Below are 22,296 nucleotides of genomic sequence, written 5' to 3'. Positions count from 1 at the left end.
AAGTGTCACGTATCGAACAAATCTCGACCCTCACGACCCGGACGGCGTTCGTGCTCGCGCTTTTCCTTGCCCTTCCGACATCGGGCTCAGCCCAGGCGGCAGGTGAAGGCTCGGTGTCCCTGGCCTACGGGACCATGGGTCCAGGTGCGGAAGTCGAGGACCTCGACGGCAACAAGGTCGACCTGATCGACTACGTGAAAGGAAAGCCTGCGCTTCTCGAGTTTTGGGCGACCTGGTGTGAGCAGTGCGAAGCTCTCCAGCCGCAGATGGACGAGATCCAAGAGCGATACGGCGACGAAATCAACGTCGTGGCCGTGGCCGTCGGGGTCTCTCAGAGCGTGCGGCGCGTGAAGCGTCACCTAGAGGCGCACGATCCGGGATATACGTACCTGTGGGATGGACGAGGCGCCGCCGTGCGTGCTTACAACGCGACGACAACGTCCATCGTGGTCATGCTGGATGCGGACGGGAATGTGGCCTACACCGGAGTCGGCACCGCGCAGGACCTCGTCGGTGCGGTGGAGCGTCTACTCGGGAGCTGATTGATCTCCTGAACAACGAAGGGCCCGGTGCAAGTGAATCGCACCGGGCCCTCGTGTGTTTAGGACCCCTCGCCTAGTTGGCTTCGGGCTCCGGCGTCACACGGTCGATCACTTCGGCCAGCTCTTCATAGGCCATCGGATCATTCTGGTTAAACGACTTAATGGTGTGTGCGATCCGGCCGTCTGGCCCGACCACGATCACCGCGCGGCTGTCTACCATGTTGTTGTTACGGAGTCCGCCACCGAACGCTGCATACGTAGCACCGTCGTTGTCGGCGTCGCTCGCGAACAAGAACGGGAAGTCCTCGTCCTTGAGCCAGGATCCGAGCTCCTCTTGCGAGTCGTTCGATACCCCGATTAAGACAACGTTCTGTCCTGCATTGAAAAGGCTTGCGTACTGATCACGGTACGCTGTCATCTGAACTGTTCACCCACGCGTTCTGACGCGGAAGAAGAACGCGAGGACGACCGTTTCGCCGCGATAGTCACTCAGGCGCACGTCATCCACGAGCGTCCCATGTCGGGTTGCTCCTGGTAGTGCGAAGTCCGGAGCCATCTCGCCTACGGCGAGAAGGTCTGAACCATCCTGAGCGCTAGCATCGGCCGGCGCGCCCAACGCGATCACTCCCGCGAGCAGACCGAACGCAATCGCTTTGCGCATGGTGTCTGTCTCCAGTGTGTGCGGTAGGGTCGAACACTCAATATCGGACGCGTTCGCCGAACCGGCCAGAGCGTCGGGGTGCGGACTTCGCGAACCGATGCGAGCGGGAGCGTTCACGGGCACCCATGGCTTCGCGTGGCCGACTCGTCTCTTTTCCCAGACTCCATCGAAATCAATCCAGTTCTGACCATCATGTCGCTCGCGGGCCGAGTAGCGGACGGCGTGATCGAAGACCTCAGAGAAGAGACCTCAAAAGCGTGAAGCTCACCGGTGGCGCAATCGTGAGGCGGGCGCTCGAAGACGAGGGCATCGACCTGACGTTCGGCGCGCTTTCCAACTTCACGACGTGGATCAACAAGGCATCGCACGCCCGGTGGTGAAGCAGACATTCCTTCCTGCGACGGGGGAGGAGTTGTATGACACCATCCGTGCGGCGTGCAGGGTTGCCCGTTCGGGCGCCCCTGGGCCGTGACCTGCTACCGGCTCCGCGGGTTAGTTCTCTTCGCCCCCGCGCATCATGACAGTCCGAATTGGGAACGGGATGTCGATGCCTTCGTCGTTGTACCGCTTGTGCAGTCGTTTGATGAAGTCGTGCTTGATCGGTCCCTGGCTCTCGAAATCGCCGACCATCATGCGGACTTCGAAGTCGATGCTGGACGCGCCGAAGGAGTGGAAGCGCACCAGGGGCTCCTCAGAAGTTTCATCTCCCTTCGTGTTCTCAAGCACCGATCGCGCCACCTCGAGCGTCACGGCTTCTACGTGCTCCAGATCGCTGTCATAGCTCACGCCGACTTCGACACTGACCCACAATGCGGTCCGCGGAAGAGTGAAGTTCTTCACGATGGACGACGCGAGCACCGAGTTCGGCACCGCGACCAGGTTCCCGTCTGGGAAGGTCTGCATGGTCGTGTTACGCCCCTTCACATCAGTGATCCATCCCTCTTCACCTGAGGAGAGTCGGACGTAGTCATTCTGTCGGACCTGTTGGGAGAGAATGATCTGAACGCCGGCGAACAGATTCCCCAGCGTGTCCTGCAGGGCGAGCGCGACTGCGAGCCCTCCGATTCCTGCCGCGGTGATCAGCGGCGTGATGTCGATTCCAAGGTTCTGGAGGATGATGAACACACCCAAGACGCCGACCGAGAGCCTTACGAGGTTCACGACCAGCGTGGGGGAGCCGATCGCACCGCCCGATTGCCCTGACAACATCTCGACGGCGCCGCCCGTAAGTCGCATTCCAGCGACGACGACCGAGCCGATCACAACAACAGTCAGCCCGCTCACAGCCGTGCTCAGGAGCAAGGGGTCGACCCCGCCCACGTTCAGCGCGAGGTAGATCCCACCTGATGTGAAACACACGGTGGGTACTCCCCTGATCGACGAGACCGCCAAGTCGTCCCAGGCGGCTTTCGTGCGGGCGGCCAGCTTGCTCGCTCGCTGAACCACGAATTTCTCGACGAGCAGGCCCAGAACGAGGCCCCCGAGGGAAAAGGCGGTCCATTGGACCCAGCTTGGGCTCAAGAAGTCCATCAAAAGGCGCCTAGAAAATGGTGGCGGGCATGGTCAGCAGCGCCGCATAGAGATCGATAGCGTACCAGAGGTTGGCGATCCGAAGGTTCTCATCTGGGGCATGCTGATTGTTGTCATGGTTCGCGGTCGGGACGATGATCGCCGGCTTGCCTAGGAGCTCCGTAAATGGAGTCAGGGGCAGGGTGCCACCCATACCGGGCGCCACGACCAGGGAGCCCTCACCGAAGGCCAGATCCGCAGCAGCCGATGCCGCGGCCATGATGCTCTGGGCGAACGGGTCGCTCATGGACGTGCGGGCCGCGAGTGATCCGCCTCCGCCCGTGACTTTGGCGATGCGGGGATACCGGAGCCGGGTCTCCATGTCGGGGTCTTCACTGACGATGTGGAAGCCTTGGCGCTCGATGTGATCGCGGATGAGTTGGGAGAGGTGGGCTGGGTCATTTCCCTTCACGAGCCTCACCCCGAGTGAGGCTACTGCCGTGTTTGGAATGACATTGCGCGCCAATCTGCCTGTGTTACCGCTCGTGATGCCGCGCACGTTGAGGGCCGGAACCATGAGTCGCTCCGGCAGAGACTCGGGTGCGCCTTCCGTGACAACGAGTCCGAGTTCTCTCTTAAGCTCACCGTCCCAGTCGGGCATCGCGGCGAGCGCAGCCATTTCTTCCTCACCGATCGGGTCGACGGTGTCATACCAGCCGTCGACGAGCACGTTGCCGTCCTGGTCCTTCATGGACGCCAGTAGGTGTGCGAGCACATTCCCTGTGTCTGGTGCCCAATTGCCGTAGTGACCCGAGTGCAGATTCCGCGTGGCTCCGTACACCGTCACCTCGAGGCTGCCTGAGCCTCGCACCCCGAACGTGATCTGCGGCCGACCGCTGGGGTGGGCCGGCCCATCGAAGAAGAGCCAGATGTCGATCGGATCCAAGCGGTCGCGGTGTTCTTCCATATACGCCGGCAGATTCCGGGATCCCGCTTCTTCTTCACCGTCGAAGAAGAAGACCAGATTCGACGTTGGTGCTATGCCGGAGTCTCGGAACGAGCGTAGAACGGGGAGAATCGCGGCGATGGGCGCCTTGTCATCGCCAGCTGAGCGTGCGTACAGCCGCCACTCGGGGTTCACCTCATCGCCGTCTTGTGGGAGGGGAATCACTTCCCCGCCGTCGGGGATTGGCGCCGTGTAGAGTGTGGGGTCGAACGGTGCGTTGGTCCAATTCGCGGGATCTACGGCCTGCCCATCGTAGTGCACGTATATGCCCAGCGTTCTTGCGGCCCCGGGCACGTTGATCTCACCGTAGACGAGCGGGGACGCACCTTCTCTCGTGAGCAGTTCCGCGTCGACGCCTACTTCCAGCAACTCGTCGCGGATGTACTCGGCCGCGCGGACGATCTCTGGGGTGAACGCCCTGTTTGGATAGGAGAGCAGTTCAGCGAAGTCACGAACGATGGCGGGCTCGTTCGCCTCGCGGTACGCTCGGGCGACGTCAGCGCCTGATTGAGCCTGGAGCGCTCCCGAGCAGAGGATCGCGGCCGTGAGGGCGGCGCACAGAAGACGGGCGTTCGACATGTGTGGTCCCGGTTTGGTCGGCGTGACAGCGGAATGGCGTTGGTTGCGGGGCCAACTTAGTCGCTATCCGAGGAACCAATCCAGTGCTTCGGTCACGACGTTCCTCGGGAGTACGTGACCGCCTTCGAATTCATGACAGGTCACGTGGTACGTTCAGTCTTTCAAAGTGGGCACGATTCGGTCACGGCGCTGCCTGATCTGGAGAAGTGTGTCCTCTGTCCCATGTGATACGTAGATCGGCGGTTTCCCGACCCGAATGAACGATCTCCCCGACCAGTACCTCACCCCGCTCCTCCCCTCACTTGGCTTCGTTTCCCCAGGTGCATGTAGGACGAGGTGAGGAGTCGCTTTCGTCCGGGGGAAGGTCCGTTACGTGCCTACGATCCCCAGGAGCCACGCGCACACGATCGCTCCGTAGATCCCCAGGATGTATCCGGCGACCGCCATGAGGAGGCCGACGGGTGCCATCGCAGGATGGTAGACCCCCGCCACAACGGGCGCCGACGCTGCTCCGCCGATGTTGGCCATGCTGCCTGTGGCGACGAAGAAGAGAGGGGCCTTCACGATGCGAGCCGCCGCATACAGCACAAGAACGTGGATCGCGATCCAGACTGCGCCGGCCAGGAGGTACACCGGGGCGTCGAGTACTGCCCTCAGATCCGCCTGCGCGCCGATACCTGCCAAGAGGAGGTACAGCGCTGTATAGCCGAGCCCCGATGCTCCGACTTTTTCCAGGTTGCGGAGCGGCGTGAAGGACAGGATGAGGCCGCCCGTCACCACGATCAGGATCGCCCACGTGGTGTTGCTGATGATCGTGGGGTCGCCGAGCGTCGGGAACAGCTGGCCCAACTCGTACGCCCCGACAGCACCCGCCATACCCAGCCCGATCATAACGATCGCGTCCCGGAGTGTGGTGGGTTGGCGATCGTGGTCCATCTCGGCGAGGCGCTTGTTGGTCTCTTCGATGATCGCCGTGTTCGCGTTGGTCGCCTTGTCGAAACGGGCTTGGAAGCCACAAAAGGCGATGAGAATACCCATCCATCCGTAGCCGACGACCGTGTCCACCACGATCACCGGCCCCATTGCGTCTGCGGATGTTCCGACACTTTCGGCAATGGCGACCATGTTCGCAGTACCGCCGATCCAGCTTCCAGAAAGCGCGGCGAATCCGGTCCACGCATCAGCGGGTAGGAATCCCTTGAAGAGCATCAGAGAAATCGGGCCGCCGATCACGATTCCCACCGTACCGGCCAGGACCATGAACAACGCGGTGGGGCCGAGCTTGATGATGCTTCCCACATCGATGGAGACCATCAGGAGCAGGAGCGCGAACAACAGGAGATACGGAACGGTCCAGTCGTAGAGCGCATTCGACGCGGGCGTGATGCCGAACGTCGTGGTCAGCATCGGGATGAAGTAGACGTAGATCACCGGTGGCACGACGTCGAACAGCTTCTTGAAGCGCGGTAACTCGGACACCCAGAAGATGAATGCGACGACCCCGGCCAAAAAGCCGAATACGACCATGGGGTCGTTGAGGAGTGCGGTGGACTCGGCTTCCATATGGACTCTAGGTTGAGGTCGAGAAGGGTCCAATGGGGCCTGCCGAGGCCCTTGGGGTCAAGTGCCCCGCCGATGTGCGTCTGAAGAGGCGGGCCGCCAGGCACGTACCTTCAGCGAGAACCGAGGACTCGCTGGGAGATCAGCAACCGTGTACACAACCTGTATGTTCTGCACCAAGCCTCTCGGCTCGAACGAAGTCGTAGAGACGTTTCCGGTGGGGCGCCGATTGGCTTTCGACGCGACGCGGGGGCGCTTGTGGGTGGTATGCCGGAAATGTGAGCGGTGGAACCTCACTCCCCTTGAAGAGCGCTGGGAAGCGGTCGAGGCGTGTGAGAGGATCTTCCGCGGAACCCGGGTACGCGTCTCGACGGACAATGTGGGGTTGGCGCGGCATCCTGAGGGATTGGAGTTGGTTCGGATCGGGGAGCCGTTACGTCAGGAATTCGCTGCCTGGCGATACGGAGACCAGTTCGGCCGTCGTCGGAAACGTAAGATCTTGGTCGGCGTCGGAGTCGCAGCGGTCTTCGGGGGAGTGATCATCGGGGGTGCTGCCACCGGCATCATCAGCGGCGTAGCCCTCTCGCAGGGCGCCAACTTTTACAACGCATGGATGAACGGGCGCACACTCGTGAAGGTGCGTACGGACGACGGTCGGGTGATCAAGCTGAAGCGACCCGACCTCCTCGGGACACGAATTCGCGCTTCCGACGACGAGCTCGGCTTCAAGGTCGAGGTCCGAAAAGGGAAGAAGAAGGAGTGGCATGAGGGTGAGCAGGCGCGCAAAACCGTCGGTGCGATCCTCCCCAAGCTGAATTCCATGGGCGGTAAGCCCGGCACGGTGCTCGACGCGGTGACCGAGATCGAGTCCCATGGCCATCCAAGCGAATTCCTTCACGACGTCGCCGACGGAGATCGGTTTCTCGATAAGAAGGGAGTGCCCGGCTACATCAACAAGATGCCGAAGCCGACAAAACTGGCGCTCGAGATGGCGCTGCATGAAGAACAGGAGCGACGGGCCCTCAATGGCGAACTGTGGCTGCTGGAGCGCGCTTGGGAGCAGGCAGAAGAGATCGCTGCGATCTCAGATAACCTTCTCCTACCCGAAGGTGCGGACGATTTCGTAACGGCTCATGCGCCGGCGTCGGGCGAGGGCGGGCGCTAGAGCGTGTCCCCAGGGGTCACCAGAGGTGTCCCCGCCCTTGGCAGGACGGTGTCCCCCGGAAGCTCGGTGAGCTCCGGGGGAATCGCGGTCTCGACGTGCATCCACGACACGATCGACCAGAAGATGCCGATCACCACGAGCGCGATCACGGTGGTCTTCATGTCGAAGCGTTTGCCTCGAATCTGCTTCAGCATGCTAGTGCCGTGTTCCCCGAACCTCTAGGAAACGACACGGCTATCGGTCCTCGGTCGCAGTCCGCGGGTTGTCCTTCAGGAGCGCATTGAAGAGCAACTTGAACGTGCCGTGCGTCTGCCCCCGGTGCTGCACGCGGAAGCCATACATGAGGATCCGGCCGCTGCCGTACTCGACGTCGAGCACCGCGCCTTTTCCTGCCAAGTGCTCCGCGCCCTCGAGAAGCCCACTCATGAGGAGTTCGTCCGGGTTCTCAGCCCAACGTCCGACCGCCCGAATGCGCCCGGCCTCGCCGCCAAAGCCGGTGGGCTCGTACGCGCGCCCGCCCGCCCATTTCCCGGCGACCGACTCAGGTGAGCCCATGGTGAGCGGATGGTCCGTATCCAGCTCGATCTTCAGGAGCGAGGTCGGCAGGAAGAATCCGTCATCCTGGCCGAGGCCCTGGGCCGCGTTGCGCACCGGAACCCCGAATCGCTCGATGACCAATTCGTCCGCCCTCTCGAGGGTTACGAGCGTGCCGCCGCCCTGGGTGAACGCTTTGAGGTTGTCGACACCTTCTTCGCCGATTCCACCTTGGTACTCCGGCGGCGCCTGCGTTTCCGATGCGCCGTCGATAAGTCGGGTGAGTGAGATCTCTGATGGAATCACGATGACATCGAAGCGCTCGAGAAGATTGCCTTCACGGACGTCCTCGTTCGAGAGTGACTCGTAGGCGTAGTCGAAGTCCTCCAGGACGAGTCGCGTCCAGCCCTCGTCCATCGCTGCTGCCCAGCCCTGATACACGCCGACGCGTGCGGACTGCTGCGCCACAGCGTTCGTGATCCCGGAAGGATCGGCGCTGATCGTCAGTCCGATCTCATTCGACACTTCGTTGAGCATCTGGCGCGCCTGCGGATCCGACGCCGCCACCAGGAATACAGGGCCGTCGTCGGACTCGGCCTTCGAGACCGACAGCCCGCCATCCATCAGCCGGTTCACGACTTGGTATGCACGGGTGATTTCAGCGCTGAATGCGTACCACCTGTCAGCCGTCGGGAGTGCAGGGGGCGTCAGAGGTCCACCCATCGCGGGAGTCGTAGCGACCTCGAAGTCATCGTCCACTCGTAGAACTGCGACGCCCATCTGCATGGGCATGGTGTAGGCAGCACCGTCGTAGTTGCGCACGTACGGTCCGTCCGGCCATTCGTGGAGCAGCTCCCGTCGACGCGGCTCGATCAGGTCGAGGACTGCGGCACGGCCAGGCTGTGCGCCGTAGATGATCCAGGAGCCTGCAGGGAAGGTCCGGAGTTCTTCATCGGCCTCGGCATCTTCGTGGTCGCCTTCGCCTTCGTCGTCGTCTTCTTCTTCATCGGCCTCGGCATCCTCGTGGTCGTCTTCTTCTTCGTCTTCGTCTTCTTCGACATCCTCGTGGTCGCCTTCGTCCTCATCGCCGCCTTCTTCGCCCTCGTCCTCGCCTGCGGCTTCCATTGATCCACCGTCCGGCGACTCCCAGAGGTCGAACTCGACGGTGGCCTCGAACGACTCGGTGGCCTGGTGGACCTCTAGTCCTTGGAGCACCAGCTTGCTCACCATCTCCGCCGCTGCCACGGGGTCCGACTGGTCGATTGGGATCACGTAGGCGTTGGGGCCCTCGGCCTGACCTTTTTCGATGGTCTCAGAGGCCATCTGCCAACGTCCCATCACGTAGTGCTCGCGGAATTTGGCGCTCTGCTCGAGGAAAGACATCGCGGCGATGGTCTGATAGTCCACGATGTCGCCGAGTGTCCATTCGCCACCCATCCACGGGTCGACGAAGGCCATCTGGAATCCGTACTGTCCGAGGCCGCGCCCTGGGGCTGCGCCGCGCTCAAGAGCCGCGAGGCTCACCGTGTCAGGACTCGCGATCCGTGCGCTCGCGGTCTCTGTCAGCAACGCGACGATGTTGTGATACCGACCAGTCAGTGCGCCTTCCTGGCCCCAGATGCGGTACATGGAACCCGTGACCACACCTTGTTTTTTTTCGGCTTGAAGGTCGGCGACCATGCCACCGCCAATGAATTGGAGCTGCTGCCACTGTAGGGGGTGAACGTCTGGGTTCATCGGGTCGGGGTAGGGCGGCACGAAGATGCGCGGACCGCTACTCCCCATCTGGTGCTGATCGAGATAGAGCTGGGGATACGTCTTGTGGTACATCGCATCCATCCAATACTGCGTTTCCACCAGGTTGGCCTGGAAGAAGTCCCGGTTGTTGTCGTGTCCTGCGTAGTGGTGGTAGAGCCAAGGCATGCGGGCCCGTTCGTAGTCTGTACCCACGTTCTTCCGGTACCAGTCCGTGACGAGGACCTGTCCGTCCGGATTGGCGGAGGGGATAAGCACCGTCACGACATCGTCGAGAATCGCACGGGTGACCTCATCGTTTCCCGTGGCCAACAGGTAGATCAAGTCGACGCTGGTCTGAGACGACCCGATTTCCGTCGAGTGGATGTTGTGGTTGATGAACGACGTGGCAGGGAGGTTCTGCGCGATGCGTTCGGCTTCCTCTTGAGAGATCCGACCCTCCGCGATCCGCTTTGATGCGTCTCTGATTTCATCCAGCCGGGCCAGGTTCGCTGGCGAGGACACCGTGATGGAGATGTACGGGTTCCCTAGCGTGGTTGCTCCCGCAGTGTCGATCTGAATACGATCGGACCCGTCGGCTACGATGGTGAAGTACTCGAGAATTTCGTCCCAGCGGGCGAGTTCCTTGTCGGTTCCCATCGGGTACCCGAAGTGCTCTTCGGGCGAGGGAAGCTGCTGTGCGTTGGCGGAACTGAACGACATTGACGCAGCAGCGACGGTAATGACGAGAGCGCGTGTGAGGTGTGTGGCGCGCACGAGTGCCTCCGGGTTTTCTGCGAGTGGATTCAACCGGGCGCCGAATCTATGGCGGTGCCCTTGGGACGGGCGAGGGGTCCTACCAACAACCTCCATGCTCGGGTACATTTTACGCCGCATCCGAAGCGGTTGTGGGATGCGCAAATGGGGCCATAGCTCAGTTGGGAGAGCACTGCCTTTGCAAGGCAGGGGTCGCCGGTTCGAGCCCGGCTGGCTCCACTTGGAATAGCACGAAGCCCTTCAACGCCCTGCGGCGTTGGGGGGCTTTTGCGTGCGGGTCTCTCCACACGAGCAGTGACGCGAACAGTGTCGAAGGACCCGCGCGCCCCAGGCCGCGCCAAGGTGCCAGTGGCGGAGTCTCTCACAGCACTATTACGAACCCGGCAGGTCCTATTGGCTGCGCCGGGCGCTCCGGGCGCTGAACGCCATGGCACCGAGGACAAGCGCAAAGCCCATGAGCGTTCCCCCGGGCGAGTCGTCATAGGCGCCGAACACGGCGAGGGCCCCGCCCAGCGCGGCGATTCCGATCGGTGTGACGGCATTCAAGACGTGCTTCACGATTCTCTCCTTAGTCAGCGAGCTGGCGCAGCGTGCTTTGCTATGGAAAGAGCTGCAAGTCCCGGACCACAGTGACGGTCCTCTCCGTGGAGATTCGTCTGGCCTGTCACGAGCCGGCGTCCTAATAACAAACAGTTACCGACTTTGTTCGCTGCGCTCACTAAGACGAGCACGGCTCGCGTTAAGAGCCGCGGCGGCACCCTGCAACGTATGGTCACGGCGACCGGGAATGGGCCGGCCACAATCCAGGCTGCCGCCGACGCTGTTTCGGCGAATGTCACCGTGGATGTCTTCCAAGGGGTCGCGACCGTTTCCATCGAACCATCCCTGGTTCAGCTAGCCTAGAAGGACCATGTCAGGGCGATGGAAGCCCTGGCCTCGGACGCCCTCGGGGCCGCAGTCGAGCGTCGTCCCCGAGGTGTCTTGGCTTTCGGCCGACGAAGAAAAGCCTCGACCAGAGGGGAAGTCGCTGGAGCTCGTGAGCGAAGTGGCCGGCACGTCGCTCACGAGCGTGGCTAGGAGGCGCAGCGTCGCGGGCACGAACCCCAGGGGGCCCCGCAGGGTCAACCCCTCCGCTTCTGGGCCAGGATCCCCGGTGTGGGACACCGTTGCGCATTGTCGTTGGGGACACGCCGGGTGTTTCCGAATTTTGCGAGGCATGTGCCGTGATCCCTTGTTCCAGCGGGACGGCGACCTGCGCAATCACAATACTCCCGGACGAGACACAGTCAGCCCGGGTGCCATGCAGAAGTCTGCGATTCCATATTGGGCGAGTCTCGCTAGTCTCCATGGGACTTCGCAACTGCGCCTCACCCTGACACTTCGATGACATGGCCAAGAACGCTTCCTTCGACATCTCAACCAGCGTGGACCTACAAGAGGTCGACAACGCGGTGAACATGGCGAACAAGGAGATCGCGACGCGATACGACTTCAAGGGCACGAAATGCACGATCGAGTTCGATCGCGCCGCCGGTGCGGTGAAGGTGGACGCGGATGACGAGTACAAACTTCAGGCCGTCATCGGGGTGCTTCGCGAAAAACTGATCCGCCGTGGTGTCCCGGTGAAGAACATGGACGAAGGGGACGTGGAGCTGGGCTCGCTGGGTCGGGCTCGCCAGTCGATTGGGCTCAAGCAGGGAATCGACCAAGAAAGCGCCAAACGAATGTCCAGAGACATCAAGGACGCCGGCTTCAAGAAGGTCCAGGTATCAATCCAGGGCGAAGAAGTCCGTGTCACGGCGCCCAGTCGTGACACCCTGCAGGAGATCATCACGTTCGTGAGGTCCAAGGACTACGGCGTCGAACTCCAGTTCGGGAACTACCGCTAGGCCGAGCGGTTGACGGGGTAAAGTCCGAGCTAGCTCCTTCGGCAATCGAATAAGAGCTAGTTTTCTGGCTGATTCATCGGCTTGAACTTCCTAGCTTATTGGAGCCCCTCCAGGTGAGCGTTTACGACCACATCGCCAAAATTCTCGCGGAGGAATATGAAGTTGATGAGGCCGTAATTCGCCCGGATGCGTCGATGGCCGAGTTGGGGCTGGACTCCCTCATGGTCGTCGAGTTTCTCTTCTGTATCGAGGACGAATTCGAGATCGAGGTGCCCGAGGAACGTGCTGAGTTTGCTACGCTCGGAGAAGCGGCGGCACTCGTCGACACGCTGATTGCCGAGAAGGGATAACGGTTCAGGGTGCCGCGCCGGGTCTTCATTTCGAGCGTAGGGATGGTGTCCCCGCACGGGAGCGATCCTCGTGCGGTCTTCGATGCGGTGTTCGCAGGCGAGTCGGCTGTACGTCTCTGCCGGACCGGCACGGACGAATTCGGCGGCGATGCTCTCCTCGCACTGTCCGACTTCGACCCGTCTCCTCGTATTTCCAAGGCGCAGGCCCGGCTGCAGTCCCGAGCGGCGCAGATGGCTGTGTGTGCCACGCATGATGCGCTGGAGGCCACCGGACTCTTAGGCGGTACCCAGTCCCTTCAGGACACAGGCGTCTATATGGGATGCGGACTTGGAGGATCTGAAGTTCTACAAGACGCATATCGCGTGTACTTCGTTCGGAAGAGTCGGCGGCTTAATCCCGTCACAGTGCCTTTGATCATGGCAAGCGGACCCGCTTCTCACATGTCGATGCGATTCGGTGCCCGGGGGCCATCCCACACCTTCTCAGTCGCGTGCGCTTCGTCATCGGTAGCGATTGGAGAAGCATTTCGGGCGATTCGCGACGGATATATCGACCGAGTGTTGGCAGGGGGCTCGGAGGCGATGCTCAACGACGGGTCGGTGGCTGCCTGGCAGCGCCTAGGGGTGATGGCGTCGCCCCATCCGAACGGCGCTCAGGCGTCGAGTCGACCCTTCGACAAGGACCGCACGGGTCTCGTGCTCGGGGAGGGATCCGTGGTCCTGGTCCTCGAGAGTGAGGAGGTTGCCGCTGAGCGAGGCGCCGATCCCATCGCGGAAATCGTCGGTTACGGTGCCTCCAGTGATGCCCACAATCTCACTGAGCCGGATGCAGATGGTCAGGAGCGAGCGGTGCGGGCCGCCCTGGCCGATGCTGGCGTCGATGCTCGCGATGTCGGATATGTGAACGCGCATGGCACGGGCACGCTGGCCGGGGACGCAGTCGAACTCGACGTGATGGCCCGTGTCTTCGGGCCAGGCGCCCCGGGCGTAGCCGTGAGCTCGACCAAGTCGGTTCACGGGCATCTCGTGGGCGCGGCCGGCGCACTTGAATGTGTCCTGACCGCCTTCGCTTTGAAGCTGGGCCAAATCCCCCCGACCGCACATTTGGAGGCCCCCACGCCCGACACCGACATTGATCTCGTTCCACGCGTGGGGCGAGCAGCCCCCGAAATGAAGGTCGCCCTGTCGAACTCGTTCGCTTTCGGCGGGTCGAATGCGACCCTGGTGCTTAAGCGGACCTAGCTACCAGGCCAGACTCAGCCGCGCTCCCAGCGTACAATCGATCGCGAGCGTGTCAGCTGGGACATCCTCCTGGAAACTCGCCTCCCAGCTCGATACCGGACCCACCCGGCCAGCGAGCCCGAACACGAGGTTTGCCGCCGCTTGATCCACTTCGCGGTTTCTGAAACCCCGTAAGACGGGAGTCCCCGCCGAGTACTGGATTAGCGCGGAGAAGTTGTCCCCCATCGAGTGTTCTGCGCCCAGCATGAAGAAGGCCGCGCCGGAGCTCAGGATTCCGTCTAAGTCAAGATCGGAGCGTAGCTCCGGATGCGGTCCCGTGGAAGTGCCAGGCCCTCGGCTCGACGGTCTCCAATCGCTCGGTCATGGGATTGAAGAAGATGCTGTGGAGCGGGCCACCTTCTTTGAAGGTAAGGGGCCCGAACGAAGGTGTTTGCGCGGCTGCTGGAAACGACACGAGCGCCGCTCCGGCGAGCGCGATGAACGCTGCGCTCTGTGGCTTTGAAAAGTTCACGCCGGATTTTTGTGCGAGGTGCTGCTTCAGTCCAGCCCCCGGCCCCGGGGAGCGCGCTCAACCAACCAACGGACTGGGTCGTGCGGGACTGGGCCTCGCGCCGTATTATGCCGCGAACGGTCAAGGTTGCTGGGCCTCTTCCGCAGCCTTCGGACGTCCCATTTGTAGGAGCATCTCGATGAGTGATGCGGATTCAGTAGAGTTGGTGGAGACCAAGTTTTCCAGGCGGACTTTCATCAAGGGTGTGATCGCCGTTGGCGCGACCGCATCAACTACCAGCCAGTTCCTTGGCCGCCCGGGTCTGGCGTCAGCCCAGACCATGCCGGGTGCGGCCGAACGCCTGATTACCCTGCGCGTGAACGGCCAGGACCGTCCGGTGGACATTCTGCCGAACGAGACGCTGGCGATGACGCTCCGATATCGACTCAACCTCACCGGCACCAAGCTCGGCTGTGACCGAGCGGAATGTGGTGCGTGCACGGTGTTGGTCGATGGAGTCAACCAGTATGCATGCTCGATGCTTACCCATCAGGTACGTGGCAGAGCGGTGACTACCATCGAGGGCCTCCAGGATGCAGAGACCGGCGAACTCAGTACCGTACAGCAAGCCGTTGTCGAAGAGGGGGGCTTCCAGTGCGCGTTTTGTGCTCCGGGTTTCATCATGAGCATGACCGCCATGCTCGACGAGAACCCGACGCCGACCCGCGAAGAGGCCGCACAGGCGTTGTCAGGCAATCTCTGCCGGTGCGCCGACTACGACAAAATCCTCAACTGCGCGATGCGAGCTTCTGAACTCGCACAGCGCGCCTAGGAGGAGATCGATATGGCCGAGAAACTGATTGGAACCGACATCGCGCCCCCGGACCTCATCGCGAAGATCACGGGTCGAGCCAAGTACTCGGAGGACTTCCGCCGCGACGGCATGGTCTTCGCCAAACTCCTCCTCAGTCCGATGCCGCACTGCCGAGTTCGAGGCGTCGACGCGACGCGTGCTCTGGCAATGCCAGGTGTCGTAGGCATTCTCAGAGCGGAGGACGTTCCGCAGCGAGATGGACCCCGCGAGGCGGTTCTCACCGACGAGCCGCATTACGAGGGCGAGCCCATTCTCGCGATTGCTGCCGAAACCGAAGAACTCGCGGCCGCAGCCATCGAGATGATCGACCTCGATCTCGAGCCACTCCCGTTTGTGATCGACCCGCTCGACTCGCTTCGTCCCGGTGGGCCGAACGCATATTCGGAGGGAAACCGGTTCGCGGACGATGAGTGGACCGATGTGAAATGGACCGAGGCAGACTTCGAGGCCATCGATGCTGGCCAAATGCCCGATGCCCAGGCCGTCAGTGAATGGAGCAAGGGCGACCCCGATGCTGCGTTCGCTGCGGCGGACGTCATCATCGACGAACAGATCGTGCACCAGTCGCTTACACACGATCCCATGGAGCCGCGCTCCACTATGGCCTATTGGGAGAACGGCAAACTCTACGCTCACGTATCAACCCAGAGTGCCCAGAGGACGAAGTTCGGCCTGGCGCGGGCCCTGGATATGGATCCCGAAAATGTGATTCTTGTCGCCGAGTACTGCGGCGGTGGGTTCGGGTCCAAGATCTCAGGTTCCACCGTCATGCAGCTCCCGGCGTTCTTCTCGCGGAAGATCAACCGGCCGGTCATGCACCGCGTGACCCGGGCTGAAGAGCACTACTATGGTCGCGCACGCCCCGGCTTCCAGTCATGGGTGAAGATGGCGTTTCAAGCAGACGGTAAATGCACGGGGATCGACCTCTTCATTGTGGAAGAGGGTGGCGCATACGGGTCGGGGGACAACGGCTCTGCCGGGATGATCGCCGACCTCGTCTACACGCCGCAGAACATGCGCTTCCGTTCAGTATCGATGTATACGAACACGCCGCCCAAGGCTGCTCAGCGCGGACCGGGTGGCGCACAGATCATCTCGATGCTCGAGCCGATGCTGGACAAGGCCGCTCGAGAGCTGGGGATCGATCGATACGACATCAGGATGCTAAACGCACCCGAGGGCGATGTGGTATTCGGACCGCGCGACTCGACGCTCACGAGTGTTCATGCCAAGGAGGCGCTCGTCATGGGCGCCGAGATGTTCGACTGGCAGGGCAAGCTGGAGCTGTCGGGTCGGCAAGAAGGCACGAAGGTCACCGGGATCGGGATCGGACTGTCGCCTTATACGGCGGGTTCTCGCGGCTTCGATGGCCTCATGATGATCCGCCCGGACGGAAAGCTGTACGTCCACCAGGGCATCGGTAACCTCGGCACGCACTCGATTGCCGACACGGCTCGCCCTGCAGCTGAGATCCTCGGACTCAACTGGGATCAAGTCGAGATCGTATGGGGCAACTCAAGCCAAGGTATGCCGCGCAGCTCCGTGCAGGCGGGCTCTCAAACGACCCACGCGCACACTCGTGCGAACCACGCTGCGGCCATGGACGCGCTGGATAAAATCCAGCGCCTGGCAGCCCGACGAATGGGCGGATCACCCGGCGCGTATAGCGTGGACAACGGCAGGGTGTCAGGGCCAGGTGGCAGCATGACATTTGCTCAGATCGCGCAGGCTGCGATTGCCGCAGGTGGTGCGTTCGATGGCCACGACCTCCCGGAAGATATCCATCCAGAGACGGTGCCCGCCGCCGAGGGTTTGGCCGGGACAGGGCTCATGGGCGTCGCCAAAGACAACTACGGTGGTGAGGGCGGGATCTACTCGTGGGTTGCTGGCTTCGCGTTGGTCGAACTCGACATCGAAACGGGCGTCGTAGACCTCAAGGAATACGTCGGCATCACGGACTGCGGCACGGTGATCCACCCGCGAAGTCTTGGTGCTCAGGTCTTTGGCGGGAGTATCCAAGGCATGGGTATGGCCATGACCCAACGCTGGGTCTTCGATCCGCAATACGGCGTACCGTTCGCGAAGCGTTTTTACACGGCTCGCCCTCCTGGCATCCTCGACGTGCCGCCTGATTTGAAGTGGGGCGCTGTCGGAATTCCAGATCCACAGTCTCCCGTCGGAGCGAAGGGGATCGGTGAACCCCCTGTCGGCGCAGGCGCAGCCGCTCTTACGACGGCCGTCGCGGACGCGATGGGTGGCCAGTGTCTGTGCCGCACACCGCTGACACCTGACATCATTCTGGCGGAACTCGAGGGTCGCGAACGCGCCCACGGCCGCCTTGACCAGCACGTCGGCTAGGAGAACAGAAATGGCAATCATCAGAGATATGATTCCGGCATTCGATCTCCTTCAGCCGACCAACGTGGATGACGCGTTGGCGCTTCTCGCCGCACACGGCGAAGAGGCGTGGGTGCTCGCAGGCGGTCTCGACAGCTACGACTGGTTCAAGGACCGGATCAAGAAGCCCAAGGTGGTTATCGATCTCGGAGCTGTGCCCGAGATGACCGGCATACGCGACGTAGAGGGCGGGCTCGAAATCGGTGCGATGACGACGCTCACCGAAGTGGCCCGACACGCTCGCGTGAGAAATGGGTATGCATTGCTCGCGGATGCGGCGGAGCATGTCGCGACGCCTCAGATTCGAAACCAGGGCACGGTGGGTGGAAACGTGGCCCAGGATACGCGGTGCTGGTACTACCGGAGTGGCTGGCCGTGTTATCGGGCGGGTGGAAATACCTGTTATGCTGCGGCACCGAAGGCGATGAATCGCGAGCACTGCATCATGGGTCGTTCTAGGTGTGTTGCCGTGAACGCATCAGACACGGCACCTGCGCTGATCGCGCTCGATGCGAAGATGATCGTGCGCAATGAGAGGCGCCCTGGCGTTCATGACGCGGAGGATTTCTTCATCGGGCCGGCCATCGACATCACACGCATGACGGTCCTGAAGTCGGAAGACTTGTTGACCCACATCCACATTCCTGCGGTGTGGGCCAACGCGAACTTCTACTACGAGAAGATTCGCGACCGTGGGTCTTGGGACTTTCAGCTCGTGAGCGTCGCCGCGGCTTTTCAGGTGTCGGGAGGCACGATCTCGGACGCGCGCATCGCCGTGAACGGCGTGGCTCCTTATCCAGTCCGCCTCGACGCCGTCGAGCGTTTGGTGATCGGGAGCAACGGCGATGAATCGGTCGCGACGGCGGCAGGGGAACTCGCGGTTGAAGGTGCGCGTCCACTCCGTCATAACGACTACAAGATTCCAATGATGCGGAATCTCGTTCGCCGCGCTGTCCGGAGTGCCGTCTGATGGAATTTTGGCGCACTGCGGCGAATCCGTGGGGTCAGGATGTCCTGATCGGGGTGTCTTGGGACCTCATGTGGGCTGCGATTATTGCCGCGGTGCTCTTCGTCGTTGGCCACGCAGTGTGGTTCAAGACGCGCCCCGCGGTAGAACATTCGACCGAGAGTCCCGACGCTGCGGGACTCCCAGATAAAATCGAGAGACATTCTTTGGCCGCGAGGCTTTTTCACTGGACGATGTCTTCATCGATGATCGTCCTACTCGTGACCGCGTTCGTGCCGGTTCTCGGGCTGCAGTTCGCGTGGGTGGAGATCCATTGGATCGCGGGCGTGGTGCTGACCGCGACCATCATCTACCACGTGATTCACTCCATCGGGTGGCAGGACTTCTGGGCGATGATGCAGATCAATGTCCCGGAAGGGCTGGCGACGTTGAAACACGTGATGTCGCCCAAGGCGCCGGAGCCGCCGAAAGCGGGGAAATATCCGTTCGATCATCGACTCTTCCATCACGCCATCGTAGTCGTCGGACTCGGCGTGATCGCCACGGGTTTGCTCATGATGGTGCGGATTGATACGCCGTTTTGGACCCGTAACCCTTATTTGCTCTCAGATGGGCTTTGGGGTGTTGTGTACGTAGCGCACGGGCTGTGCGGAGTGTCGCTCATTGTCATGACGGCATCACATATCTACTTCGCCCTGCGCCCAGAGAAGCTCTGGATCACATGGTCCATGGTTCGCGGCTGGATCGACAAGGAGCACTACGTGGAACATTTCGATCCCGAGAAGTGGGTCGTGAGTGAGCTTCCAAAAAGCGCCGCCGCCTCCGGTGCCGCCACCGATGCATCCGTGAGCGCCCCGCGCGAAGACCAGGCCTGATTTTGTCTGCCCAGCTTACTTGATCCGGAGTTCCAGTGTCCGCGCTGCGTGACGACGTGAAGGGGCGCATCGACGCCATTGAAAAAAGCTATGAATACCTTCTGGCTTACGCGGCCCAAGGGCTTCCGAGCGATGTAGGCTCCAAATCTGGTGGGCAGCTCAGGGAGTACCTGAGCAAGGCTGTGTCTGCTATCGACGGCCTTGCGGACGCCCTCACAGGACTCGCCCAGGAAGAGGCGCTCGAGCCCGCCGGGCAGTGGAGTGACGTGCTCGATGTCATAGCGCGGGACGCATCGGACACGCTTGCTGCTGTGCGTCTCGTGTCTGCCCAGGCGTCCGTCAGTTCTCAACTCATCGACAACCTCAATGCCAACATCCATCTCCGTGCTTTGCTCACGGATCTCTTTCTAGTGGATGAGCTCATCGGCACTTGAGAGTGCTTCGGGAATGACTCCGCTCCTTGTTATTGCCGGCCTGATGCTTGTGGCATCCGGGGTCGTAAAGCTGCGTGCGGCGGAGCGGGCCAAGTTGGGCGTCCCTCTTCTGTCGATCGTCGAAGTCTTCGCGGGACTGGCTTTGTGCGTGACAACCTTCGTGTCCCCGCCCGAATTGGACATGGGCTTTCGCCTGATGGTAGGCGCGATGGTCCTGCTTCTTGCGTCGTCGGGAGGCATGGCCATGAAACTCTCCGGTCAGAGGAAGAAACGAGAAGATTCAGAGGGGGTTAGGTTGATGACCTACGTCAAGTACATTTCCCGCCGGAACGATCCTAGCGAATAGCATCAACTAGAAAGAAACTTCAATGTCGACCCTGCAGGCCCTCGGAAATCTCGGCGAGTTCATCGGTGCGCTCGGTGTTGTGATTTCATTGGTCTACCTCGCTGGCCAGATGAGTCAGAACACGACGTCGGTCCGTGCGGCGTCGTTCAATTCGATGGTGCAGAACAGCATTGGCCTTCTTGAGCATTCGTTTCGGGACTCGGAATTCGCGGCGTTTCTTGCCCGAGCCGAGTCGGAGCCAGAGTCGCTGACGCCGGCGGAGAAGATCCGCTGGGATTCATATATGACCGCGGTGTGGCGCCATTTCGGCAACTTGGTGTACCAGTACCGTGTGGGTGCCCTGGACGAACAGATGTGGCTGGCCTATTCGGCCACCATAAAGGGGCACCTTAGCACCCAGGCGTGGCGTGATTGGTACGGCGCGAACTCAGAGGTGTTTAGCACGGCCCTCACGCGACAGGTCGATCAAGCCCTGGCGGAGCTCGACGTCGAGCAGGCGGAAGCCGCGCAAATCGAAGGCTGATGCGCCGCAGTTCTCCCGCGTCATAAATCCCCTACAACTTCTGGCAACTGGCTGACGTCTACATTGTAGGCGCGGGTGTCTACAAATGTGTACACGGGGGAGTTGTGAGTCCGAAGTCCTTGGTGTTCTCGTCGGAGTGCAGGCCCGTGACCCAGCTACGTTCGCGACGGCGCCGTCGATTCTGGTACTCGTTGCTTTGATTGCATTGGCGCTGCCCGCGTTTCGCGCGAGCCGGGTCGATCCCGTAAGGACCTTGAGAGAGGAGTAGCCCGCCTGTACTGTGTGCACTGACCGGTCTATGATCGGCGCTGGATCAACCCGATCAAGGAAGACCCGTGCGACGATCGATTCTTGTTGCGACCTGTGCCATCACATTCGCCGGATGTTCAAGTGAGGCTCCCCCGCCGCCCAACATCATATACGTGTTGGCGGACGACTTGGGATATGGGGAGCTGGGCTCGTACGGCCAAGAGAAGATCCGCACTCCGCATTTGGACCAACTGGCTGCTGAGGGCATGCGCTTCACGCAGCATTATTCTGGGTCGCCAGTGTGTGCGCCGTCTCGGGGAACACTCCTGACTGGATATCACACAGGTCACGCCCAAGTGCGCGATAACCTTGAATTTGGCGGCTATCTGGATGAAGAGGAATTCGGTCAGATGCCGCTGGCCGAGGGCACGCACACACTGGGCCACATGTTTAAGGAAGCCGGCTATGTCACCGGTGCCATTGGGAAGTGGGGACTCGGTGGCCCTGGGACTGAAGGGGAGCCGAACGAACACGGCTTCGACTACTTCTTTGGGTACATGGACCAAAAGCAGGCGCACAACTACTACCCAACGCATTTGTGGCGGAATGGCGAGTCGGTGCCGCTGGACAACGAATACTTCTCACCTCATCAGAAGTTCGAAGGCGATCCGGATGATGCCGCGTCGTACGACCAGTACGCCGGGAACGAGTACGCCATGGACGCTATGGCGGACGACGCGCTCGGTTTCTTGGATCGCCATCAAGACGACCCCTTTTTTCTCTATCTCCCATTTCCGGTCCCCCACCTCGCGCTTCAGGTCCCAGATTCTTCGCTCGCGGAGTACGAGGGCATGTTCGAGGAGACGCCATACCTCGGCGAAGGAAGCTATCTGCCGCATCCACGTCCACTCGCCGCCTACGCGGCGATGATCACTCGGATGGACGCACACATTGGCCGCATCCTCTCGAGGCTGGAGGAGCTCGGCCTCGCGGAGAACACGCTGGTGATGTTCACGAGTGACAACGGAACGACGTACTCCCGCGGAGTTGATGCCGAGTTCTTCAACAGCACCGCCGGATTGCGTGGTCTCAAGGGATCTGTCTACGAGGGCGGCATCAGGGTGCCGCTCATTGCCCGTTGGCCAGGACGCATTACGCCCGGCACGACGTCAGACCACGTCTCCGCCTTCTGGGACATGATGCCGACCTTCGCTGATGTGGTGGGTGTGGGGTCCCCGGCCGGCATCGACGGCATCTCGATGTTGCCGACTCTCTTGGCGGAATCGGGCCAGGCCCAACACGATGGCCTCTACTGGGAATACCACGGCTTGTGGAACGGAGCGCAGGCCGCGCGGGCGGGACGATGGAAGGGCGTGCGTCTCGGTGGACACGACGATCCGGACGCCCCCATCCAGCTCTACGACATGGAGACGGACCCCAACGAGGAACACGACGTCGCTGCGGACAACCCGGACGGCGTGGCGGTTGTCCGAGCGGTTATGGAAAGCCGCACGAAATCTGACGTTCCCCGGTGGAACTTCGCGGTACGGTAGCGTAGCTTGGCTGGAGGCAGTCCAGCCTTCCCAACAGCCC

At 61.6% G+C, this 22,296-nt stretch carries 26 protein-coding genes and 1 tRNA gene; 17 read left to right on the top strand and 10 right to left on the bottom strand.

The window, feature by feature from the left end:
• Nucleotides 1-2: 2 nt before the first annotated feature.
• Nucleotides 3-542 (top strand): TlpA disulfide reductase family protein, encoded by a 540-nt coding sequence (locus P8L30_13175; protein MDG2241147.1) that lies wholly within the window; start codon nucleotides 3-5, stop codon nucleotides 540-542.
• 73 nt (nucleotides 543-615) lie between these two features.
• Here the strand turns inward: P8L30_13175 and P8L30_13170 are convergent, their stop codons facing one another.
• Together P8L30_13170 and P8L30_13165 are read right to left on the bottom strand one after the other, a co-directional pair.
• Entirely contained in the window at nucleotides 616-960 is a 345-nt protein-coding gene (locus tag P8L30_13170) for a redoxin domain-containing protein (protein MDG2241146.1), read from the bottom strand.
• 9 nt (nucleotides 961-969) lie between these two features.
• Nucleotides 970-1,203 (bottom strand): redoxin domain-containing protein, encoded by a 234-nt coding sequence (locus tag P8L30_13165; GenBank protein MDG2241145.1) that lies wholly within the window; start codon nucleotides 1,201-1,203, stop codon nucleotides 970-972.
• Between the two features lie 78 nt (nucleotides 1,204-1,281).
• Here P8L30_13165 and P8L30_13160 point away from each other — a divergent pair, with 78 nt between their 5' ends.
• Both P8L30_13160 and P8L30_13155 read left to right on the top strand, forming a co-directional pair.
• Nucleotides 1,282-1,464 (top strand): GMC oxidoreductase, encoded by a 183-nt coding sequence (locus P8L30_13160; GenBank protein ID MDG2241144.1) that lies wholly within the window; start codon nucleotides 1,282-1,284, stop codon nucleotides 1,462-1,464.
• Nucleotides 1,461-1,583, top strand: a complete 123-nt coding sequence (locus P8L30_13155; protein ID MDG2241143.1) for a hypothetical protein — start codon at nucleotides 1,461-1,463, stop codon at nucleotides 1,581-1,583. Before P8L30_13160 ends, P8L30_13155 begins: the two co-directional genes overlap by 4 nt.
• Before the next feature lie 112 nt (nucleotides 1,584-1,695).
• Here the strand turns inward: P8L30_13155 and P8L30_13150 are convergent, their stop codons facing one another.
• The 3 genes from P8L30_13150 to P8L30_13140 form a co-directional block, all read right to left on the bottom strand.
• On the bottom strand, nucleotides 1,696-2,733 hold the full coding sequence (locus P8L30_13150) for a mechanosensitive ion channel family protein (protein MDG2241142.1): 1,038 nt from the start codon (nucleotides 2,731-2,733) through the stop codon (nucleotides 1,696-1,698).
• A 10-nt stretch (nucleotides 2,734-2,743) separates the two neighbouring features.
• Nucleotides 2,744-4,297, bottom strand: coding sequence for a M20/M25/M40 family metallo-hydrolase (locus P8L30_13145; GenBank protein ID MDG2241141.1), 1,554 nt, complete (start codon nucleotides 4,295-4,297; stop codon nucleotides 2,744-2,746).
• Between the two features lie 369 nt (nucleotides 4,298-4,666).
• Nucleotides 4,667-5,860 carry a DUF819 family protein gene (locus P8L30_13140; protein MDG2241140.1) on the bottom strand — a complete coding sequence of 398 codons (1,194 nt, stop codon included), beginning with the start codon at nucleotides 5,858-5,860 and terminating at the stop codon, nucleotides 4,667-4,669.
• A 163-nt stretch (nucleotides 5,861-6,023) separates the two neighbouring features.
• Between P8L30_13140 and P8L30_13135 the strand changes: the two genes are divergently transcribed.
• Nucleotides 6,024-7,022: a hypothetical protein gene (locus P8L30_13135; GenBank protein MDG2241139.1), complete on the top strand. Its 999-nt coding sequence runs from the start codon at nucleotides 6,024-6,026 to the stop codon at nucleotides 7,020-7,022.
• On the opposite strand, the gene P8L30_13130 is transcribed toward P8L30_13135, so the two are convergent.
• Together P8L30_13130 and P8L30_13125 are read right to left on the bottom strand one after the other, a co-directional pair.
• Nucleotides 7,019-7,216, bottom strand: coding sequence for a hypothetical protein (locus tag P8L30_13130; GenBank protein MDG2241138.1), 198 nt, complete (start codon nucleotides 7,214-7,216; stop codon nucleotides 7,019-7,021). The genes P8L30_13135 and P8L30_13130 overlap by 4 nt on opposite strands.
• A gap of 40 nt (nucleotides 7,217-7,256) precedes the next feature.
• Entirely contained in the window at nucleotides 7,257-10,067 is a 2,811-nt protein-coding gene (locus P8L30_13125; protein ID MDG2241137.1) for a M14 family metallopeptidase, read from the bottom strand.
• 146 nt (nucleotides 10,068-10,213) lie between these two features.
• Here P8L30_13125 and P8L30_13120 point away from each other — a divergent pair.
• Nucleotides 10,214-10,286 (top strand) — tRNA-Ala (locus P8L30_13120).
• Nucleotides 10,287-10,457: 171 nt separating this feature from the next.
• On the opposite strand, the gene P8L30_13115 is transcribed toward P8L30_13120, so the two are convergent.
• Nucleotides 10,458-10,625, bottom strand: a complete 168-nt coding sequence (locus P8L30_13115) for a hypothetical protein (protein ID MDG2241136.1) — start codon at nucleotides 10,623-10,625, stop codon at nucleotides 10,458-10,460.
• A gap of 144 nt (nucleotides 10,626-10,769) precedes the next feature.
• On the opposite strand from P8L30_13115, the gene P8L30_13110 reads away from it, so the two are divergent.
• The 4 genes from P8L30_13110 (at nucleotide 10,770) to P8L30_13095 (ending at nucleotide 13,548) form a co-directional block, all read left to right on the top strand.
• Nucleotides 10,770-10,970, top strand: coding sequence for a hypothetical protein (locus P8L30_13110; GenBank protein ID MDG2241135.1), 201 nt, complete (start codon nucleotides 10,770-10,772; stop codon nucleotides 10,968-10,970).
• 485 nt (nucleotides 10,971-11,455) lie between these two features.
• On the top strand, nucleotides 11,456-11,956 hold the full coding sequence (locus P8L30_13105) for a YajQ family cyclic di-GMP-binding protein (GenBank protein MDG2241134.1): 501 nt from the start codon (nucleotides 11,456-11,458) through the stop codon (nucleotides 11,954-11,956).
• 113 nt (nucleotides 11,957-12,069) lie between these two features.
• Entirely contained in the window at nucleotides 12,070-12,306 is a 237-nt protein-coding gene (locus P8L30_13100) for a phosphopantetheine-binding protein (GenBank protein ID MDG2241133.1), read from the top strand.
• A gap of 9 nt (nucleotides 12,307-12,315) precedes the next feature.
• Entirely contained in the window at nucleotides 12,316-13,548 is a 1,233-nt protein-coding gene (locus tag P8L30_13095; GenBank protein ID MDG2241132.1) for a beta-ketoacyl-[acyl-carrier-protein] synthase family protein, read from the top strand.
• On the opposite strand, the gene P8L30_13090 is transcribed toward P8L30_13095, so the two are convergent.
• Nucleotides 13,549-13,794, bottom strand: coding sequence for a hypothetical protein (locus tag P8L30_13090; GenBank protein ID MDG2241131.1), 246 nt, complete (start codon nucleotides 13,792-13,794; stop codon nucleotides 13,549-13,551). It abuts the gene before it with no gap.
• Nucleotides 13,795-13,831: 37 nt separating this feature from the next.
• Entirely contained in the window at nucleotides 13,832-14,059 is a 228-nt protein-coding gene (locus tag P8L30_13085) for a hypothetical protein (GenBank protein MDG2241130.1), read from the bottom strand.
• Nucleotides 14,060-14,237: 178 nt separating this feature from the next.
• On the opposite strand from P8L30_13085, the gene P8L30_13080 reads away from it, so the two are divergent.
• The 8 genes from P8L30_13080 (at nucleotide 14,238) to P8L30_13045 (ending at nucleotide 22,256) form a co-directional block, all read left to right on the top strand.
• Complete coding sequence (locus P8L30_13080) at nucleotides 14,238-14,870, top strand: (2Fe-2S)-binding protein (protein MDG2241129.1); 633 nt, start codon at nucleotides 14,238-14,240, stop codon at nucleotides 14,868-14,870.
• A 12-nt stretch (nucleotides 14,871-14,882) separates the two neighbouring features.
• A complete protein-coding gene (locus tag P8L30_13075; GenBank protein ID MDG2241128.1) occupies nucleotides 14,883-17,270 on the top strand; it encodes a molybdopterin-dependent oxidoreductase in 2,388 nt (795 codons plus the stop codon).
• Nucleotides 17,271-17,280: 10 nt separating this feature from the next.
• Nucleotides 17,281-18,279, top strand: coding sequence for a xanthine dehydrogenase family protein subunit M (locus P8L30_13070; GenBank protein MDG2241127.1), 999 nt, complete (start codon nucleotides 17,281-17,283; stop codon nucleotides 18,277-18,279).
• Nucleotides 18,279-19,151: a cytochrome b/b6 domain-containing protein gene (locus P8L30_13065; protein MDG2241126.1), complete on the top strand. Its 873-nt coding sequence runs from the start codon at nucleotides 18,279-18,281 to the stop codon at nucleotides 19,149-19,151. Before P8L30_13070 ends, P8L30_13065 begins: the two co-directional genes overlap by 1 nt.
• Nucleotides 19,152-19,186: 35 nt before the next feature.
• On the top strand, nucleotides 19,187-19,585 hold the full coding sequence (locus P8L30_13060; protein MDG2241125.1) for a hypothetical protein: 399 nt from the start codon (nucleotides 19,187-19,189) through the stop codon (nucleotides 19,583-19,585).
• Nucleotides 19,566-19,931 carry a hypothetical protein gene (locus P8L30_13055; GenBank protein ID MDG2241124.1) on the top strand — a complete coding sequence of 122 codons (366 nt, stop codon included), beginning with the start codon at nucleotides 19,566-19,568 and terminating at the stop codon, nucleotides 19,929-19,931. The genes P8L30_13060 and P8L30_13055 overlap by 20 nt, the downstream gene beginning before the upstream one ends.
• 22 nt (nucleotides 19,932-19,953) lie before the next feature.
• Nucleotides 19,954-20,454, top strand: a complete 501-nt coding sequence (locus tag P8L30_13050; protein ID MDG2241123.1) for a hypothetical protein — start codon at nucleotides 19,954-19,956, stop codon at nucleotides 20,452-20,454.
• Between the two features lie 335 nt (nucleotides 20,455-20,789).
• On the top strand, nucleotides 20,790-22,256 hold the full coding sequence (locus P8L30_13045; protein MDG2241122.1) for an arylsulfatase: 1,467 nt from the start codon (nucleotides 20,790-20,792) through the stop codon (nucleotides 22,254-22,256).
• Nucleotides 22,257-22,296 lie beyond the last annotated feature (40 nt).

Source organism: Longimicrobiales bacterium (genome assembly GCA_029245345.1).
Taxonomy (GTDB): Bacteria; Gemmatimonadota; Gemmatimonadetes; order Longimicrobiales; family Gaopeijiaceae; genus CALFPJ01.
Note: the sequence above shows the minus strand (reverse complement) of the source record. Positions and strands in the feature narration are given on the sequence as shown.

Coding starts and splice junctions, on each gene's coding strand:
- P8L30_13080 (MDG2241129.1), top strand. CDS start 14,238: ATGAGTGATGCGGATTCAGTAGAGTTGGTGGAGACCAAGTTTTCCAGG.
- P8L30_13130 (MDG2241138.1), bottom strand. CDS start 7,216: ATGCTGAAGCAGATTCGAGGCAAACGCTTCGACATGAAGACCACCGTG.
- P8L30_13070 (MDG2241127.1), top strand. CDS start 17,281: ATGGCAATCATCAGAGATATGATTCCGGCATTCGATCTCCTTCAGCCG.
- P8L30_13055 (MDG2241124.1), top strand. CDS start 19,566: ATGAGCTCATCGGCACTTGAGAGTGCTTCGGGAATGACTCCGCTCCTT.
- P8L30_13050 (MDG2241123.1), top strand. CDS start 19,954: ATGTCGACCCTGCAGGCCCTCGGAAATCTCGGCGAGTTCATCGGTGCG.
- P8L30_13170 (MDG2241146.1), bottom strand. CDS start 960: ATGACAGCGTACCGTGATCAGTACGCAAGCCTTTTCAATGCAGGACAG.
- P8L30_13105 (MDG2241134.1), top strand. CDS start 11,456: ATGGCCAAGAACGCTTCCTTCGACATCTCAACCAGCGTGGACCTACAA.
- P8L30_13165 (MDG2241145.1), bottom strand. CDS start 1,203: ATGCGCAAAGCGATTGCGTTCGGTCTGCTCGCGGGAGTGATCGCGTTG.
- P8L30_13065 (MDG2241126.1), top strand. CDS start 18,279: ATGGAATTTTGGCGCACTGCGGCGAATCCGTGGGGTCAGGATGTCCTG.
- P8L30_13090 (MDG2241131.1), bottom strand. CDS start 13,794: ATGCTGGGCGCAGAACACTCGATGGGGGACAACTTCTCCGCGCTAATC.
- P8L30_13150 (MDG2241142.1), bottom strand. CDS start 2,733: ATGGACTTCTTGAGCCCAAGCTGGGTCCAATGGACCGCCTTTTCCCTC.
- P8L30_13140 (MDG2241140.1), bottom strand. CDS start 5,860: ATGGAAGCCGAGTCCACCGCACTCCTCAACGACCCCATGGTCGTATTC.
- P8L30_13135 (MDG2241139.1), top strand. CDS start 6,024: ATGTTCTGCACCAAGCCTCTCGGCTCGAACGAAGTCGTAGAGACGTTT.
- P8L30_13145 (MDG2241141.1), bottom strand. CDS start 4,297: ATGTCGAACGCCCGTCTTCTGTGCGCCGCCCTCACGGCCGCGATCCTC.
- P8L30_13075 (MDG2241128.1), top strand. CDS start 14,883: ATGGCCGAGAAACTGATTGGAACCGACATCGCGCCCCCGGACCTCATC.